At 43.0% G+C, this 15,616-nt stretch carries 23 protein-coding genes and 1 tRNA gene; 8 read left to right on the top strand and 16 right to left on the bottom strand.

The features are described 5' to 3' along the window. Positions 1-132 precede the first annotated feature (132 nt). The 9 genes from pfdA to SBG41_RS07165 all read right to left on the bottom strand — a co-directional run bounded on the left by pfdA (position 133) and on the right by SBG41_RS07165 (position 3,932). Positions 133-570, bottom strand: a complete 438-nt coding sequence (gene pfdA, locus SBG41_RS07205) for a prefoldin subunit alpha (protein WP_317894881.1) — start codon at positions 568-570, stop codon at positions 133-135. Next, a complete protein-coding gene (gene rpl18a, locus SBG41_RS07200) occupies positions 567-830 on the bottom strand; it encodes a 50S ribosomal protein L18Ae (protein ID WP_317894880.1) in 264 nt (87 codons plus the stop codon). The genes pfdA and rpl18a overlap by 4 nt, the downstream gene beginning before the upstream one ends. A 47-nt stretch (positions 831-877) precedes the next feature. Further along, the gene (locus tag SBG41_RS07195) at positions 878-1,558 is read right to left on the bottom strand and encodes a translation initiation factor IF-6 (RefSeq protein ID WP_450088467.1); all 681 of its coding nucleotides are present in this window, start codon (positions 1,556-1,558) and stop codon (positions 878-880) included. A 195-nt stretch (positions 1,559-1,753) separates the two neighbouring features. After that, entirely contained in the window at positions 1,754-2,047 is a 294-nt protein-coding gene (locus SBG41_RS07190) for a 50S ribosomal protein L31e (RefSeq protein WP_317894878.1), read from the bottom strand. Positions 2,048-2,074: 27 nt separating this feature from the next. Further along, a complete protein-coding gene (locus SBG41_RS07185; RefSeq protein WP_317894877.1) occupies positions 2,075-2,230 on the bottom strand; it encodes a 50S ribosomal protein L39e in 156 nt (51 codons plus the stop codon). 28 nt (positions 2,231-2,258) lie between these two features. After that, entirely contained in the window at positions 2,259-2,606 is a 348-nt protein-coding gene (locus SBG41_RS07180) for a DNA-binding protein (protein ID WP_317894876.1), read from the bottom strand. 168 nt (positions 2,607-2,774) lie between these two features. Continuing rightward, complete coding sequence (locus SBG41_RS07175) at positions 2,775-3,236, bottom strand: 30S ribosomal protein S19e (protein WP_317894875.1); 462 nt, start codon at positions 3,234-3,236, stop codon at positions 2,775-2,777. After that, positions 3,200-3,592, bottom strand: a complete 393-nt coding sequence (locus tag SBG41_RS07170; protein WP_317894874.1) for a YhbY family RNA-binding protein — start codon at positions 3,590-3,592, stop codon at positions 3,200-3,202. The genes SBG41_RS07175 and SBG41_RS07170 overlap by 37 nt, the downstream gene beginning before the upstream one ends. Continuing rightward, on the bottom strand, positions 3,528-3,932 hold the full coding sequence (locus SBG41_RS07165; RefSeq protein ID WP_317894873.1) for a ribonuclease P protein component 4: 405 nt from the start codon (positions 3,930-3,932) through the stop codon (positions 3,528-3,530). Before SBG41_RS07165 ends, SBG41_RS07170 begins: the two co-directional genes overlap by 65 nt. Before the next feature lie 27 nt (positions 3,933-3,959). On the opposite strand from SBG41_RS07165, the gene SBG41_RS07160 reads away from it, so the two are divergent. The 3 genes from SBG41_RS07160 (at position 3,960) to SBG41_RS07150 (ending at position 5,187) form a co-directional block, all read left to right on the top strand. Then, positions 3,960-4,667 (top strand): 16S rRNA methyltransferase, encoded by a 708-nt coding sequence (locus tag SBG41_RS07160; protein WP_317894872.1) that lies wholly within the window; start codon positions 3,960-3,962, stop codon positions 4,665-4,667. 44 nt (positions 4,668-4,711) lie between these two features. Next, on the top strand, positions 4,712-5,080 hold the full coding sequence (locus SBG41_RS07155) for a hypothetical protein (RefSeq protein WP_317894871.1): 369 nt from the start codon (positions 4,712-4,714) through the stop codon (positions 5,078-5,080). Positions 5,081-5,109: 29 nt separating this feature from the next. Further along, positions 5,110-5,187 (top strand) — tRNA-Glu (locus SBG41_RS07150). A 17-nt stretch (positions 5,188-5,204) separates the two neighbouring features. Here SBG41_RS07150 and SBG41_RS07145 read toward each other — a convergent pair. The 4 genes from SBG41_RS07145 to SBG41_RS07130 all read right to left on the bottom strand — a co-directional run bounded on the left by SBG41_RS07145 (position 5,205) and on the right by SBG41_RS07130 (position 8,363). Then, positions 5,205-5,840, bottom strand: coding sequence for a hypothetical protein (locus tag SBG41_RS07145; RefSeq protein WP_317894870.1), 636 nt, complete (start codon positions 5,838-5,840; stop codon positions 5,205-5,207). 109 nt (positions 5,841-5,949) lie between these two features. Further along, on the bottom strand, positions 5,950-6,747 hold the full coding sequence (locus SBG41_RS07140; protein WP_317894869.1) for an FKBP-type peptidyl-prolyl cis-trans isomerase: 798 nt from the start codon (positions 6,745-6,747) through the stop codon (positions 5,950-5,952). A gap of 6 nt (positions 6,748-6,753) precedes the next feature. Next, positions 6,754-7,332, bottom strand: a complete 579-nt coding sequence (locus SBG41_RS07135) for a hypothetical protein (protein ID WP_317894868.1) — start codon at positions 7,330-7,332, stop codon at positions 6,754-6,756. Continuing rightward, a complete protein-coding gene (locus SBG41_RS07130; RefSeq protein ID WP_317894867.1) occupies positions 7,308-8,363 on the bottom strand; it encodes an RsmB/NOP family class I SAM-dependent RNA methyltransferase in 1,056 nt (351 codons plus the stop codon). Before SBG41_RS07130 ends, SBG41_RS07135 begins: the two co-directional genes overlap by 25 nt. On the opposite strand from SBG41_RS07130, the gene SBG41_RS07125 reads away from it, so the two are divergent. Both SBG41_RS07125 and rtcA read left to right on the top strand, forming a co-directional pair. Then, entirely contained in the window at positions 8,362-8,883 is a 522-nt protein-coding gene (locus tag SBG41_RS07125) for a nicotinamide-nucleotide adenylyltransferase (RefSeq protein WP_397470795.1), read from the top strand. The two genes, SBG41_RS07130 and SBG41_RS07125, sit on opposite strands and share 2 nt — an antisense overlap. Positions 8,884-8,895: 12 nt before the next feature. Further along, a complete protein-coding gene (gene rtcA / locus SBG41_RS07120) occupies positions 8,896-9,969 on the top strand; it encodes an RNA 3'-terminal phosphate cyclase (RefSeq protein ID WP_317894865.1) in 1,074 nt (357 codons plus the stop codon). 10 nt (positions 9,970-9,979) lie between these two features. On the opposite strand, the gene SBG41_RS07115 is transcribed toward rtcA, so the two are convergent. Both SBG41_RS07115 and SBG41_RS07110 read right to left on the bottom strand, forming a co-directional pair. Then, on the bottom strand, positions 9,980-11,095 hold the full coding sequence (locus tag SBG41_RS07115; RefSeq protein ID WP_317894864.1) for an NOG1 family protein: 1,116 nt from the start codon (positions 11,093-11,095) through the stop codon (positions 9,980-9,982). Positions 11,096-11,196: 101 nt separating this feature from the next. Continuing rightward, positions 11,197-11,709 carry a TFIIB-type zinc ribbon-containing protein gene (locus SBG41_RS07110; RefSeq protein ID WP_317894863.1) on the bottom strand — a complete coding sequence of 171 codons (513 nt, stop codon included), beginning with the start codon at positions 11,707-11,709 and terminating at the stop codon, positions 11,197-11,199. Positions 11,710-11,941: 232 nt separating this feature from the next. Between SBG41_RS07110 and psmB (SBG41_RS07105) the strand changes: the two genes are divergently transcribed. Together psmB (SBG41_RS07105) and SBG41_RS07100 are read left to right on the top strand one after the other, a co-directional pair. Beyond that, the gene (gene psmB / locus SBG41_RS07105) at positions 11,942-12,565 is read left to right on the top strand and encodes an archaeal proteasome endopeptidase complex subunit beta (RefSeq protein WP_317894862.1); all 624 of its coding nucleotides are present in this window, start codon (positions 11,942-11,944) and stop codon (positions 12,563-12,565) included. A gap of 149 nt (positions 12,566-12,714) precedes the next feature. Continuing rightward, positions 12,715-13,488, top strand: coding sequence for an endonuclease V (locus SBG41_RS07100; RefSeq protein WP_317894861.1), 774 nt, complete (start codon positions 12,715-12,717; stop codon positions 13,486-13,488). 43 nt (positions 13,489-13,531) lie between these two features. Here the strand turns inward: SBG41_RS07100 and SBG41_RS07095 are convergent, their stop codons facing one another. Next, positions 13,532-14,578: an NAD(P)-dependent glycerol-1-phosphate dehydrogenase gene (locus SBG41_RS07095; protein WP_317894860.1), complete on the bottom strand. Its 1,047-nt coding sequence runs from the start codon at positions 14,576-14,578 to the stop codon at positions 13,532-13,534. Positions 14,579-14,830: 252 nt separating this feature from the next. Between SBG41_RS07095 and psmB (SBG41_RS07090) the strand changes: the two genes are divergently transcribed. Further along, positions 14,831-15,487 carry an archaeal proteasome endopeptidase complex subunit beta gene (psmB, locus tag SBG41_RS07090; protein WP_317894859.1) on the top strand — a complete coding sequence of 219 codons (657 nt, stop codon included), beginning with the start codon at positions 14,831-14,833 and terminating at the stop codon, positions 15,485-15,487. The last annotated feature ends 129 nt before the right edge of the window (positions 15,488-15,616 follow it).

Below are 15,616 nucleotides of genomic sequence, written 5' to 3'. Positions count from 1 at the left end.
TATGTACATGAAAACAAAGTTGTAGAGTCACCGTTGTTTAATTGCCCTCTTTAAAGTTAGGCCTTAGCAAAACGAAGTCTGAAAGTGTGTAATATATATCGCTGTTGCTTATTATAAGGTAGTTTACTGAAGCTATTGCTGTCCTTGCTGCCTAGCCTGCTGTAGTGCTTGTTCTACCGCAGAACGTAGTGCAGCATAGTATTGTGTAAGCTGTGCTAATTCACGGTTATAGCCATCTAATAGCTTTGATGTGCTAGACTTTTCTTCCCGGATAACCTCGAGGGCTTTGTCACGGCCAACTTCGATGAACACATCTAGGCCTGCGTGAAGCAGAACTCTGTCAATAGGCATTATGGTGCCTCTAACGAATACAGTACCAGTAACATCAAGTGGTATGAAGGCATCATCTGACCCCTTTTCGAGGTTTAGCAATGCTTCCTCTACAGTAGAAAGCCTCGTTATTCTCGCAGAAAGATCAGCTACAAGCTCTTGGAGCTGTTTAATCTGGTTCTCAAGAAGCGTTAGCTGGGCTATTGCTTCTTCAAGCGTTATTGCCTGCTCTTTGCTCAAGGCTTTACCCACCCTTTTAGCTTTGAAAGTTCTACTACCTGTAGGTCCTCTACTTCTTCGGGAGGCACTTCAACAACCTTTTCGATTCTTATGTGAAATCGCTTAATCTTATGATTGCTTCCTAGCTCTGAAAGTACCTTTTCAATAGCATGCTCTGGTTTTAGAGCCCTAACATATTTCCGGAAGGGCCACCACTCCGGCATTTTATATGGCCTTATTAGCATCTTTCCTTCAACGAGGTATATCTTAACGTCGCCCATTTGTCGTCACCCTGCTATCTTGCCTCCCGGTGCTTCCCGGGTACTCTCTAAAGTCTTAAAGCTTGTTGTATTCTCATGAGTTCGGGACCTGTTGTCTCGTCTCCGACGATTGCGCCTTTGTCGTTTGCAACTAGCCCTGCTTTGACAAAGTAGAGTCCGAAGTTCACGGTTGCCGTAGCGAATTCTACTCCGAATAAATCATTCAGCATTTTTATTTCCTCATCGCTCACGCCGGGGTGGACTACACCGCCTTTGTTAGTAACAACTATCATTGAGCCGACGGTAGGCATATTGGCTAGCGGTTTCTGTATAATTTTTTCAACTCCAAGAACTTCTTGTATCTTTTTTAGTACCGACGCATCAAGGCTAGGAGATACCAATGCGCCTCTATTATTAGCAGCTATGAGGTTTCCTAGCGCTGTTTGACGAATGTTTAGAACCTCTATTCTCACCTTGTCTCCGATATGTTCGCGAAGGTAATCGTATTCTTCTGGCCTAATTATTCTGGGTAAGAGTATTCCTTTATCATTGCCGGCAACCATTACGCCGTTTATTATCATGTCTGCTACCTTTGTCTCAAGAGCCTCTACGCCCAATACGTCTTCTATTATCTTCTTATCCTTCTGTGTGATTGTTGGAGGAACGAGTGCAACGTGGTTATTGACAAATACGTAGACACCTATATTAGGGTTACCGTGAATACTGAGGTACTCTATCAACGAGCACACCTCTTCCCCTACGATAAAGCAATTATAAAGGCTTAAAATAATAGCTCTCTGGCCGTTCACAAATTATGAAAGGCCAGGGTATTCAGGCATGAGGACTATTTTATCCCTCGTAATACATTACTTGAAAATTTTGAAAAGATAACCTAAGTAATGATAAAAGCAGCTAAACGGTACTAGGATGTCTACTAGCTCATCCTAGCCCTTTGCTTTTACTTTAGCCTCCCTAAGGAGAACTACTTTTACCTTGCCGCTTTCTGGATCCTTTACTGCTTTTACGGTAACACGGCGTGGTGGCCTCTCTATACTCCTTGACCATATATATTCGTTAACGTTGTTGTGGATCACCACGTCTTTCTCATCTACACCGAAGTGGCGCGCTATGAATTTGCGTATGAAGCGTATGGCCCTAGCAGCTCTGTTAGTGCGTCTTCCCCAATACACTCTGTATACAGGTATTGTATAGATAGCCTCTTTCTTTTCCTTAGGCATATGAGGTCACCTCTTGAGGCGGGTGGTTTAGGCCTTTAGTTTTACTCTTCTCCAATGCCTCCTCTTAGGATGATCTCTAAACTTTCTCATTGTACGAATTATTACCCATAATGGTACTGATCTGTTTTGTTTAAGTGCTTTGGCAAGCCTAAGCTTCTTCCCTAACGGCTTGAAGTGCGCCACATCTGTCACCCGAAGGCTAGCGGGAGGGCTACTTTCTTTTAATCCTTATACGTGTCTCCCGGTGTGTACGCTCATATATGAGTGCTAAAAGCTTCTTTACAGTCTCCTCGTCTACAGGAGGCTTAATTTGACCAGATTGTACGAGAGCTATGATGTTGTCTTCAACAAGCCTTGCTATTTCAGGACGTACTAGCTTAACATTTGCTAGGCGCTCTCTTGCCTCTGGAGTAAGTATTGTGCGTAATAGTGCTTCTCTACGTGCTTCCTCTTCTTGTTGCTTTCTCTTCATTTCTTCTTCGAGGGCAAGGCGGCGTTGCAGCTCCATTAGTTTTCGGCGCTTAATTTCTTCAAGCTCCTCGTCATAGTATTCTGCCACCGTCTTTCACCCGAGGGACTTAGAACAAGTATTCTGCTCTTATTAAATAGTGATGGCGAGTTGGAGCTGTATAGCTTTCTATGCCACATTCATGCGAGACACATTATTCAAAAGGATCTGAAAAGTCTCTCAAGCAAAAGATATCCGGTGAGAAATTGTGCACCACGTTTAGGCTAGGTACTTCTTTAATACTGGGTTTTGTTCTGCAAGCTCTTTCATAATCTCGTAAGCGGTATTGTCTAAGAGACTTCTTCCCCTTGGGCTAAGTGTGCGACCTTTTCCTTTTATTCTGACAACTAGTCCGGCCCTCTCTAGTTGCTGGAGAATTTTCCGAATAACGGCTCCGGAGCCTTTGCGGAAATGCTCTGGAGCAGAGCCTCTATTAATTCTGCCACCGTATGCTGTGCGAAGCCTTTCTATTCCGACAGGTGTGCCTCTCTTATACAGCTTACGGAGTATCGAGGCAGCCCTATAGTACCACCATTCTGGATCCTCTGGTGGATGCTCTTTGAAAGTTCCAGTCTTTGCATAGAAAGCCCAAGCTGGTGGGCGTATCTGCGGCATTGACTTTAGCTTCTCGGCAACCCTCTTAATTAGTAGGTCTGCCGGGACCTCGAGCGCCGTAACCATGTTTCCTTCTCCCCGCTATCTCGGCTTGCACGTCTCTGCGCTTTATATCTTTGACCGGCCAGCTCTTTTTCACCTTCGTTTTTCACGCCCGTCTTCGGCCTATATAGCACAAAAGTCCTTCCTCTAACGTCAAGCAGCACAGCATTCAGTAGCTGTGCTACCTTTGCAGCTAACTGGCGTCTATCAAGCCCAGTAACCTTTATGGCGCTTTTTAAAGCCTTAACCTTTACAACCTCCTTATCATGAAGACGTCTATCTATTTCTTTTAGGACCGCATCGCTGAGCCCACGCTTACCTATGATGACGTCTGCTCGTCGCTGCTGTACCTGCTCCTTCAGCTTCTTTAAGCTCACCACGACCTTCTACCCTCCTATTCCTTAGTACGTAGCGGTGTTTATAGCCACAGATGAGACAAGTAACAATAAGCCTAGTTATTGAGCCCTCTCTCCTAAGCCTATAGGTTGCTGTAAGTCCTGGTACCAGTGGGATGCCGCAGTTTTTGCAAACATGCCGACGTAAAACAAGAGGCTTTTTGAGGCGAGCCCTCTTACGAAGCTCGTCGGCATCTCTAACTAGCTGTCTAGCTAGCTCAATTCTTCCCCCACGTAGCTGGCGAACAGCCTCCTTGAACAGTATCTTAGTACCTTGGTAGGCAATATCCTTTATAAGCTCTCTTATTTTATCCTTTTGAGCCAAATTCTCACCAGGGAGACGGTGAAAACGTTGACCACAGGCAGCCCGTCAATCAGTTTAGTCATAGCCGAGGCTGCCCTAGAGCTAGTTCCTCGAGAGCTATGGGGCCATCCAGCAGTCTATAAGTCTGCACGAAAACGAAGAAAGAGACCAGGCGAAATACTGCTTGACAGAAGCCTGCATCATCAAGCTATGCAGAAACTACCATCAGCACATCGACGGGGCCGCCCAGACATAGTCCATATCGAACTCCTCGAAGCCTTAGAGAGTCCACTAGCTCGTAGAAACCTTATCCATGTATACATCCACACAATAAACGATTATGCCATATTTATAAAAAACAATATACGGCTTCCAAGAAACTACAATCGATTCATAGGATTAATAGAACAGCTTTTTGCGGAGGGGCAAGTACCCCCTGGTTCCGAAGATCCACTCATGCTTGTAAAACCGATGAACATTAGAAATCTGGTTAACAATATTGCTCAAAATGCGAATAACTGCAAGGTGGTAGCCATTGATGAAAACGGTGTACAGCGAAAATTCCGCGACATAGCACGAGATGTTGCAACCCGAGAATGCTCAATAGTACTCGTAAAAGGGTTCACCAATGACACATTCAGCTCCGCGGTTCTCAGCATAGTAGACCATATATACACACCTATAACAGCAGTCGAACCATGGCTACACGTATCTAGACTCCTAGCCCATCTCGAAGACTTGTTAGGCGCAAGCTAAGAGATCCTGCAAGAACATTAGTTACGAAGAAAAGGTGAAGCAACGTGAACATAACAGTAGGACTTGACCCAACCCTTACACTTATCGAGTCAATAGAACTTTTCCTACTAATATTCGCGCTAGTTCTCTACGCATTCAATGCGCCAAAAACAGTAGTAAAAGCAACGCTCGTAATCATGGCTGCTTTGCACATACTATACGTCATAAGATATGCAAAAACCTATGAGCTCGAAATACACGTTAAACCATTCATAGACGTATTCTACTCAAAGAGCAGGGAAACAGTATCAGCACTTATAGACGTATCCCAACTAGTGATTCTACTCCTCCTAATAGATTATGTAATCACGATATATAATAAGCGAAAGAACACCATGATAACAGATATAACCCCCACTTCACTTGAAGAATAATCGTTCTACACGGCGAAAGCTGCGCGGTTGCCGCGGTAGTATAGCCCGGCCAAGTATGCGGGCCTCTCGAGCCCGTGACCCGGGTTCAAATCCCGGCCGCGGCACCAACTCCCCTCCTCTTCTACTAGAATGGTTTGACAGGTACATGCACTAGAAGGACTATTTCTCTCATGCCGTGTATTTTAAAATAGGCTATTCCCTCGATGAGAGCCAGGTTATTTGCTTTAAGCCATTCCCGTAAAACTATCTTATTGATATATATGTCTGCGACTATTGCCTCAGAAGTTGCTCCTATTGCTTTACAATAAGCAGTTTTATTGTTGCAAGGCTTGTAGTTGAATAATTCGGCTAAATATGTTGATAAAGGTGATGTAGGTGGCGGGAGTAGCGGGGGTAGTACTAAGAGAAGACGTATCCAGTTGCCCGTATCTCTTACAGTCTCGCAGTAGTCGAGGGCTTCGTGTACCTCTGCATTAATAACTACGTCATCGTGCTCTATTGTCACAGTTCTCTTTACGGTCGCTAGACCGCTAAAATATTTGTCTATAAGCGTTATGATGTCAGGCTCAATATAGTATAATTCTGCGTCAATGCTACCAATACAATTATTTCTTGAAAGCAATTTAACGTTATTACAATTTACTAAGCAATAACCTTGTAACACAGTTTTGCCGCCAAAAATGCTTCCTGCTAATAAGTTATGTAATTTTCCTCCATATGCGAGGTCGCCTGCAACAATATAAGGTATTTTTGGAATCATTCTTTGCCACGCGCCCAATCTTAATCGGGCTTAGTGCTGTGTTTGAAAAACAATGGCAAAATTATGTTCAGTTATTAGAGGTATTGTATGTGAAAATGCTATTTGAGACTTAGGCTTGTTGCTCTGCCTTCTCTCCGGTTTGTTGTTTTTCCTCTTGTTCCTTGGTCCCTGATTGTTCCTCTTTAGCCTCTGTTTCCTTCTTTTCCTCTCTTTCTAATCTAACTTTTTCTACGAATTCTATCTCTTTTATATCGTCTTTGAGATATTTTGCGGCTTCCAGGACTACTATTCTCTTTGCTGCCTGTAGGTCTTGTATGCCTAGTGCTTTTTCATCCATGTATACACGTGCCTTTTTCTCGTCTGGGTTATAGTCGACCTTGATATCTTCGTCCTTTATTGTAGGCGGTAGTCTTCTGAGTAAAAGATGTAGAAGCTTCTCATCTGGTGCTTTGAGAATCTTTACAACCTTTATTTTTGCCTCAATGACTCGCCCAGCCAGGGGATGATTAAAGTCTACTACTACCCTTCCGCCTGTAATGCTTCGTATTACAGCTAGTTGGCCATTTATTTCGACGATTTTGCCCGGCTCGGGTACTACGCCGCTTTTAATGAAAGTGTTTCTTGGCAGAATTTTTATCTTTGAGGGATCGCGTTTTCCGAAAGCGTCCTCTGGTTGTATTTCAAGTGTCTTTTCCGCTCCTTCGTCTAGCTCTTTGAGCGCTTTTTCTAGTCCTGGTAATAGTCGTCCCTCGCCAACGATTACTAGGCGTGGCCCGTATCTTTCCCTTGGATCGTAGATTCCTTCTTTCCTAGCCTCCTCTTCGCTTGTAGTATCTATTAGCTTTCCTGTCTCTTTTACTCGTAAACTATACTCTACTAGGACAAAGTCCCCATCTTTCAATGCCATAGTGTGTTACACCCCGCTTCTAAGATACCAACCGGCATCAATTACATTTTGAATATAAATAGTATCATGGTCTCTCCTTACTTTGCCCCAGCCAAGCGGCTCTTTATACATGTTAAGAACTATGATGTAGCCTTGGCGGCACCCCGGCTCTCTTAGCTCTATTATATTGTTGCTGAATACGTCTCTTCCGTAAAGGAATAGTTTCTCGCCTTTCTCGTTTACTATTGCATAGCCCTTCATAGGCGTTAAGCCGTATCTTCTAATTATTGATGTAAAGCCAAGGAGTGGTAGTACTTTCTTCTTGATCCGGAATGAGTGAATGCCTGCGGTTATGATTTCTACAGGATGCTTCAAAGTTTGCAAGACATCCTCAAGCGCCTTTGACGCTATGTAAACGTCTATAGTATCAACATTTTCGCCTAATCCGGAGTACTTGCATAGAACAACTATTCTCGAGAGTGCTTCTTCGGCCTTGCCCCGGACTATGCCCAGACATGAGGTGAGTAGATATCTGATGGTTCTATTCACTACTTGTTGCGGACACCTACGTATATTGACCCTTAACGTGTCTTTCTTAACCTGCATATTGTGAAACCCTCAGTACCATGCAAGTGCGGAAAGTATCTGCGACACTTGGAGAGCGAGTTGTCAACACGTATGCTGCCATACCTTGTAAATCCGTTCACGCCGCCACGTATAGGTGGATCTTCTAGTTCGAAATCACCCCGGGCTTCTAACAATGTTCCCACTACGTACTCGTTTTCTTCGAAACTCATACTACATGTAGCATATACTATTATAGAGTTCTTTTGCGCTGCGTTGAGCGCCTCATTTAGCAATTCAAGTTCTAGTTCGACACGTGAAATAATGTCTTCAGCAGTACGAGGTTTTGCTTTTTCTCTAAAAACAATAAGGCCTTCTCCGCTGCACGGAGCGTCTAACAGTATTGCGTCAAAGGTACCTAGTCTAGAGGCTTGACGCGCATCCATATTGATGGCTATAATATTGTCCGCATGTAATCGGCTAGCGTTATTTTTTAGCGCAATCAATTTCCTACGGTTTATGTCCAAAGCGATTATAGCTGCATTTGGATTATGTTGTGAAATTTGTGTCGTCTTTATTCCAGCGCCTGCACACATGTCAAGGACGTGTTTCGAGTTCTCTGGGGATAGGGCTGGCACTGCCATCATTGATGCTGGGCCTTGCAAGGTATATAATCCGAGAATGTACTCGTGGAGAGCACCGACAGGGTATGGAGAGTAATCAATTAATAGCCCATAGTTGATGAATGGATGGCTTCTAAGTTGTACTCCTTTCCTTATAAGTCTCGTGGTAAGATCTTCTCTAGTCGTAATCAATGTGTTTATGCGTATTGATTTATAAGTTATCCTAGTGCTCATTATCAATTCAAAGTCTCTTTCGGATAGTAATTCTATATAACGTGCAGCTTGGTGTACATGTATCCATGGATATTTCTCAGTTATCCTTGTAGCTTGGCCACTATGTTTCTCTATTATCGATAACAGCTCTTCGTATAGAGTATTCACACTTTTCTTGAAGAGATTTTTTAGAGTAGCATCAGCATTTGAGCCTTGGTGCCACTTAGTGCCGCTCATAGTGAAGCGCGGCCTCTTTGTTGGTCGTTTCCAACCCCCTCATCTGGGTCACATAGAGGTTATAAAATGGTGCTTCAGACATGTTGATGAGTTAGTCATCGTTATCGGATCGGCTCAAGAAAGCCACACTCTTAAGAATCCGTTTACCGCAGGAGAACGTATTGAAATGCTTAGATTGGCTCTTCGAGATGCCGGTATAAGGGCGGACAAGGTATACTTAATACCAGTACCCGATATAGCCATGAACTTTGTTTGGCCTAGATACGTTGAACTATTTGCTCCTAGATTCCAAATCGTATTTACGCGTAACCCTCTTGTTGCCCGGTTGTTCAGCGAGTATGGCTACAAAATAGTAGAACCACCAAGCTTTAGCAGAGAGGAATATAGCGCTACACATGTCCGTGAGCTAATGCTTGCTGGCAACGATAGGTGGCGGCAACTCGTTCCGCGTAGCGTTGAGAAGTATATTGATAATATTAAAGGTGTTGAGCGTTTACAACAGATAGCAATGAAGGATTAAGGGGCGGGAAGGATGATTGTAATCGATGGAAGCATGGGTGAAGGTGGTGGCCAAATTCTTCGGACAGCATTAGCTCTTGCAGCACTTCTAGGAAAAGAAATTAAAATAGTAAACATTAGGGCTAAGAGGCCGCGTCCTGGGCTACAACGACAGCATATGGTATCTGTTCGTGCTGTGGCAGAGCTGTCTAATGCCAAGGTTGAGGGGCTTCGACTCGGATCAACAGAGATAGTATTCCGTCCTGGCGGGTTGCGTGGGGGGAGTTTTCGATTTGATATAGGAACTGCAGGAAGTATTACATTGGTGCTACAAGCCATTATGCCTATAGCAGCTTTTGCCCCTTCCCCAATACGTGTCGAAATTCGCGGCGGCACCGATGTCCCTTGGAGCCCTCCAATAGATTACATTAGGTTTGTCTTTTCCCGAATACTTGAAAAGTTTGGATACAATTATAACGTGCATGTTAAGCGTAGGGGGCATTATCCTAAAGGTGGGGGTATAGTTGTTTTTGAGGTAGCTCATCCACCTAGGCGCCTTAATTCAGCAAAGCTCGACTTTAGGGGGGAAGTTAAGGCGATTGAAGGAATTTCTCATGCAGTAAAGCTTCCCCGTCATGTTGCGGAGAGACAAGCTCGTAGTGCTGAACAATTACTGCGGAGCAAGCTCGGCGATATACCCATAAAGATAAGCATTGAATGGTATGAACCTAGTCGTGATCCACATCTCGGCCCAGGTAGTGGAATAGTCTTATGGGCTTATACTGAAAGATCAATTTTGGGCGGAGATTCTCTCGGAGCGCGTGGAAAACCTGCTGAAAAAGTGGGTAGTGAGGCAGCTGAAAGGCTTTACGAGGACCTATTAACTGGTAAGGCGCTTGATAGGCATGCATCGGACATGGTTTTACCCTATGCTGCACTGGCTTGTGGTACTTCATTAATAGGCGGAGCAAGGCTGACTCTTCATGCATGGACAAACATTGAACTTATTAAGAAGCTCGTCCCGGAGGCAAAGATAAAATATATTGAAGGAGGTAATATAGGTAAGCCGTTTCTCCTAAATGTTGAAGGGATATGCTTGTCTAAATAAATATTTACAATTATTTTGCAAAAATCCATGGGGCGGTTATTCGTAGACACGCGTATATGGCCTCTTTTAAAGCATCAACTCCTGTTCCGTGGAGAGCTGAAATAGGAATTATGTTCTCAGAGCATGTTTTTTCGTACCTAAAAATTTCAGGAATACTATTTCTAATTTTTTCTATGAATGTATTTATATTAGTAGTTAAATCGATCTTATTCAGAACAAGAATTAACCCGGCTGAACGTTTGCTTACAACATTCTCAAATATATCCTTTAAGAGCTTGATTTGTTCATCAAGGTCTTGGACGCGTTCCTCCGACGGATCGAATATGTATACTATGATATTCGGAAGGGTTTTTAGGGCAGCATATGCTTTCTTCTCTACCTCGTTATGCATGTATGAAGGTCTTTCGAGTATACCGGGCGTATCAACAATATAAAACATTATGTCTCTATACTTCGCCTTGCCAACTATAATAGTTTTTGTAGTGAAGGGATAAGGAGCTATTTCGGGTTCGGCCGTTGACACGAGTTTTACAAGGGTTGACTTTCCTGAACTTGGTATACCTGCTACGATAACTACGGGCAAGCCTTCCGATATTACATGGGTTGTGAGTAGTTCGTGGTGAGCTTTTTTTAGTATCTCGAGCTCCCTCTTCAGCCTTCTAACAACAGAGAGTATACGGCCGCTACCTTCCCTTCTATACTTTGCCGCCTCTCTCGCATCCTGAGCTGATAGTATCAATAGCTTATATTCATTCCAGAACTCCTTTATGAGTTTAAGCGCTCGCCTTACCCTCATAAGGGCTTTATCATAACTATCGCCTAGGAAGGACTCTATTAATGCTTTATGGAAACTACTAAGTTCGTTGCTCATTGGTAGCTTAGCTATTCTATGCAACCTTGAGTAAACAGTACTATATACTACTTCTAATCTTTTTAGCTCAAGTTCTTTTCGTCCTGCTATTCCTCTTCGCCTTTTCTTCACCTTTCTATACCGCTCGCCAACTATTTTCACAAGCTCATCGGAACTGTATATGTATATATTCTTTAACATTCTTACGGTCTCGACTAGCCGAATAGCTTCTTTGTGTCTCTGTATCCATTCTGGTGATGCTTTTTCGGTTTGCATACCATTAACCACTATATAACGGACTCTACTGTTATTCAGTTTATAAGCTCTTTTAATTTTGTTGTTTGTTTCAAGCACTACTAGAGCTATGATTAAGTGCTTTACCTATGCTCAATGCATCTACGAACTTTTTTGAGAATTTGTGTGACTGTGTTTTTTGTAACTTTATATGCCCGAACATAGTATGATGATAACGGGTATTCACCGTCACTAAGTTGTTTTGCCATTTCAAGTGCTATTAGCTTATTGGTTCCCTGAAGCTTCCGAAGAAGCTGATTTATGCACTCATTTTTGATTATTTCAATGTCATATTTTATTATATCTAGTGCTTCGGCTATTATTTTTGGATCATTTTCTCTTAATATATTACTTATTCTTCTTGATAATTTAAGATTAATAAATAAAAAATTGATTTGTTCTCTTTCATATATTGTATATCTTTTCTCTATTTTTGTAACTGTTTTTTTACGAAATTTCTTGTCACTATAGCTTAGTGTGTAATCAAATAAAGTGTCTTCAATAACACTTCCGCATTCCTTACAAACTATTATTCCTCGTTCATAGTCGATGATTACCTTGTCGGATCCACAATAAGGGCAGCGCTGCAACCTCATTAGGTCTCGCACCCTGTCTGTTCTCTACAGAGAATTTTGGTAAGAATAATGATGAACTATTGTTACATGTATTGGGAGCGACTCTGCTGTAAGTATATGATCCACGTAGGGCTGACATTGTGTAGGTTATTCGCTTCTTTGTTGTAATGTGATTTTATGGAGTAATATTTTGCCGGGGCACAGAATCACATATAAACTATGTTGAGGATGTGATAACATCGGGGCCTAGTGTATGAGCTATCATGAGTATGGCATTGGAGCAACCGCACTTGGAGTAAGAGGCAAAGACTATGTAATACTTGCTGCTGAGCGGCGCGTAAGCTATGGAGGCTTTGTTGCAAGCAAGGCGGGCAAAAAAGTATACAAAATAACGGACTATCTCGGTCTAGCATTAGCCGGATTATTTGCCGATATACAAGCACTAACTAAGCTTCTTAAAGCCAACATTGACTACTATAACTTGGTTGTGGGCAAACGAATGAGTGTTAGAGCTGCAGCAAAGCTTCTGGCTACCATACTCTATTCTAATAAATACTTCCCATTTTTCTCGGAGACGTTGGTAGGAGGTATAGATGTTGATGGTAATACTAGGTTATATGTAATGGATCCTCTTGGATCACTAATAGAAGACGACTTTGCAGCAATAGGATCTGGTGCTCCAATAGCTATAGGTGTTTTAGAGGCACGTTTCAAGCCGGACATGTCGTTTGACGATGCAAAGAAGATAGTGATGGAGTCGATACGTGCGGCTATTGAGCGTGATGCTTTGTCCGGAGACGGTATAGACATTCTATCCATACGCCGTATTAATGAAGAAAGAATTATAGCCGAAGAAGAATCACATAGACTCTTCTAATAAGTCTTCGTAACTTGCTAAAGATAGCTTAACCTTCTATAATAATACCAACAATATTTACCATTTAAATCTTGATGTTGATTTAATTAGTAATTAGTCTGAGCCGTATTGGGTGCTTGCATTACTGAGTTATAGAAGGCGTTTACTTTATGCGGAAAAAGAATATTGATTTGAAAAAACTAGTCTCAATACAAAAAGCTATATCAGCGAAGGCTTTAGAGACTTTGGGCATATATGACAAGTGGTCTTTTACTAAAGTAATAGGGCTTGATGCAGCTTATTCTAAGAAATATGGGGGTGTAGGCGTAGCTGTCCTTGTCGATTTTAACACATGTAAGCCCATTGATTATAGTGTTGCTATAGGTGAGCCATCACTAGAATACATACCGGGCCTCTTGGCTTTTCGCGAGGCTGCACTGCTTTATACCGCGCTTCTTAGCCTGGGGGAAACTAAGTATGATCTAATAATCGTTGATGGTCATGGCATAGCGCATCCTCGTCACGCTGGCATAGCTACGCATATTGGCTTGGCTCTAGGTAAGCCGTCGATTGGCGTGGCGAAGAGGAAGCTCTATGGCACTTATAGAAAGATAAGAAGCGTGGACGAATGTACAGACTTTCCATGTGTTGTTGGCGAAGTACTCGACAAATATAGGCGGGACATGGTTCTCGCATATAGTGTTATTCCATTTAGAGGAAGTAAGTCTCCGATTTATATTGGGCCAGGGGCTTTTATCTCTCAGCAGAAGGCCCTTAGTACGGTCATCGAACTACTAAAGAGAATGAAAGCACGGTTGCCTTGCCCAACATTCTATGCCGATAAATTTTCAAAATATATTGCAAGAGGCCTCGATAGAGGTTCTTTAAGCGTAGACGCCGTGAGGAATAGCAAGATAAGGATGCTCGACTTTTATATTGCCTAATTGCAGGGAAAACAAGATGTTAAGATAGTAAGATAGTAGGCGTTCAATCGATTATACCGGTGACTCTAGCTAATCGCTCTGCAGCTTCCCAAGTTAATCCAGTTTCTCCTAGAATAGTATACCTTTCCGGCCTTATCTTGTGTGCAATAGTGAGTGCCTTTATGACGGCTTCGTCGGGTATTCCGAGGCTTCGAGCTTTTGTCGGGATTCCAAGCTTTTCAACTGTCTTTTTCACCTTTCTCCAATTGCCTCCATGCAAATACATCATCATTATTGTGCCTAGGGCAACTTGTTCTCCGTGCAGAGCTTTTCCCGGAACAATTAAATCGAGAGCGTGGCTAAACAAGTGCTCGGACCCGCTTGCAGGTCTTGTTGAACCGGCGATGCACATAGCTACGCCGCTACTGACGAGGCCCTCTACAAGTATCCTTACGGCCTCTTTAGTTCCTCTGCCTATTTCGCCTGCATATTCGATTACGTGTCGGGCGGAAAGAAGTGCAAGCTTAGCGGAATATTCGCCATAATATTCACCTTTGAGCTTATGTGCAAGCTTCCAGTCTCGGACAGCCGTGAGCTTGGCTATTAGATCTCCGGCTCCTGCGCGAATAAGCCTCTTGGGTGCATCAGCTATAATGTCTATATCTGCTACAATTGCGTAGGGTGTTTTACCTTTAACCGAGTATGGGCGTTCAAATCCCTTGAGGGATACAAAGGGTGATACAATGCCGTCATGGGACGGGCTTGTAGGGACACTTATAATCGGCTTTCCAGCTCTTAGTGCAGAGTATTTTGCCAGGTCAATTGATTTTCCTCCACCAAACCCGATAACAATGTCAGGCGAGTAATCAGTGACCTCATTTGCAAGCTTTTCGGCATACTCGACTGTGGGGGCCTTTGCCTCAAATACAGTATATTCGGCTACATGTTCTAGGACATTAAGTAGTATTGTTCCATATTTTTTCCAAACATTAGGTCCTGAAATAATAGCTAGTATTGGTTTTTCTTTCAATTGTTTTATAATTGTTGGTAGCGAGCTAATAGCGCCAGACCCGACGACCACATGGCTTGGCAGCACTATGGAATGAAGCACGGCTGAGTTCCCCTGCATGCTACTCTTCTAGGTCAGTTACATTACATTTATATTGCTTCTACAAAAGCCTCGTAAGGAATAGGCCGTGTCCACAGCTAATAATGGTTTACTCATCTTGGCCTTAATGCGTTCTAGTGCCTAAAATCTTAATGCGGCAATTGCTGCTAACTTGTTGAAGGTGATGCAAGTATAACAATACATATTTATAAACGTGGATAAGGATAGTGTGTTATTGGTCGAAGAGCATTGTTGATGTCGTTCAACTATCGCCAGCCTCAAAGCGATGCCAGTATGAAGGCTCTAAAGACGGGTACTACAACAGTTGGTCTACGTTTTAGGGACTTTGTCATACTGGCTGCCGACAGAAGAGCTACGGCAGGATACTATGTTGCGCACAAGCGTACAAGGAAAATCATAAAGATAACAAACTATATGGCTATGACAACTGCTGGGCTTGTCGCGGACGCACAAGTGCTTGCTGAATGGCTTTCCCTTGAAGCCCAGCACTATATGATGCTGAATAAGAAACGCATGAGCATATATGCTGCAGCTCAGCTACTTTCAACAATCTTGCATTCTGCCCGTTTCTACCCATACATAGTACAGCTACTGCTCGGAGGCTATGATACAGAACCACGTTTGTACAACATTGACTGGTACGGTGGCGTAACCGAGGAGAAGTACGTAGTAACAGGATCGGGCTCACCTATGGCTATAGGCGTTATAGAAGACCAGTACAGAGACGATATGAGTCTCGAGGAGGCAATAGATCTAGCAAAACGTGCTGTAGCATCTTCCATACGTAGGGACACCTTCACCGGAAACGGGGTAAATGTTGTTGCTATAGGAAAAGACTTCTACAAAGAGTATAGCTTTGAGCTTAGCGACTTGTTTAGCAATACAAAGTAACGGATAGCTTTATTAGGATAGAGTCCACAAGCCCTCTTTATACTGGTGCTTCTAGTAGCATTAATTGAATCATCGTGCACCTTCGTACATGACACGATTTGTGAGAATCCAGTTGTTTTTGGGAATGGG

Origin of the sequence: Pyrofollis japonicus (genome assembly GCF_033097485.1) — an archaeon.
Lineage (GTDB): Archaea > Thermoproteota > Thermoprotei_A > Sulfolobales > Pyrodictiaceae > Pyrofollis > Pyrofollis japonicus.
Note: the sequence above shows the minus strand (reverse complement) of the source record. Positions and strands in the feature narration are given on the sequence as shown.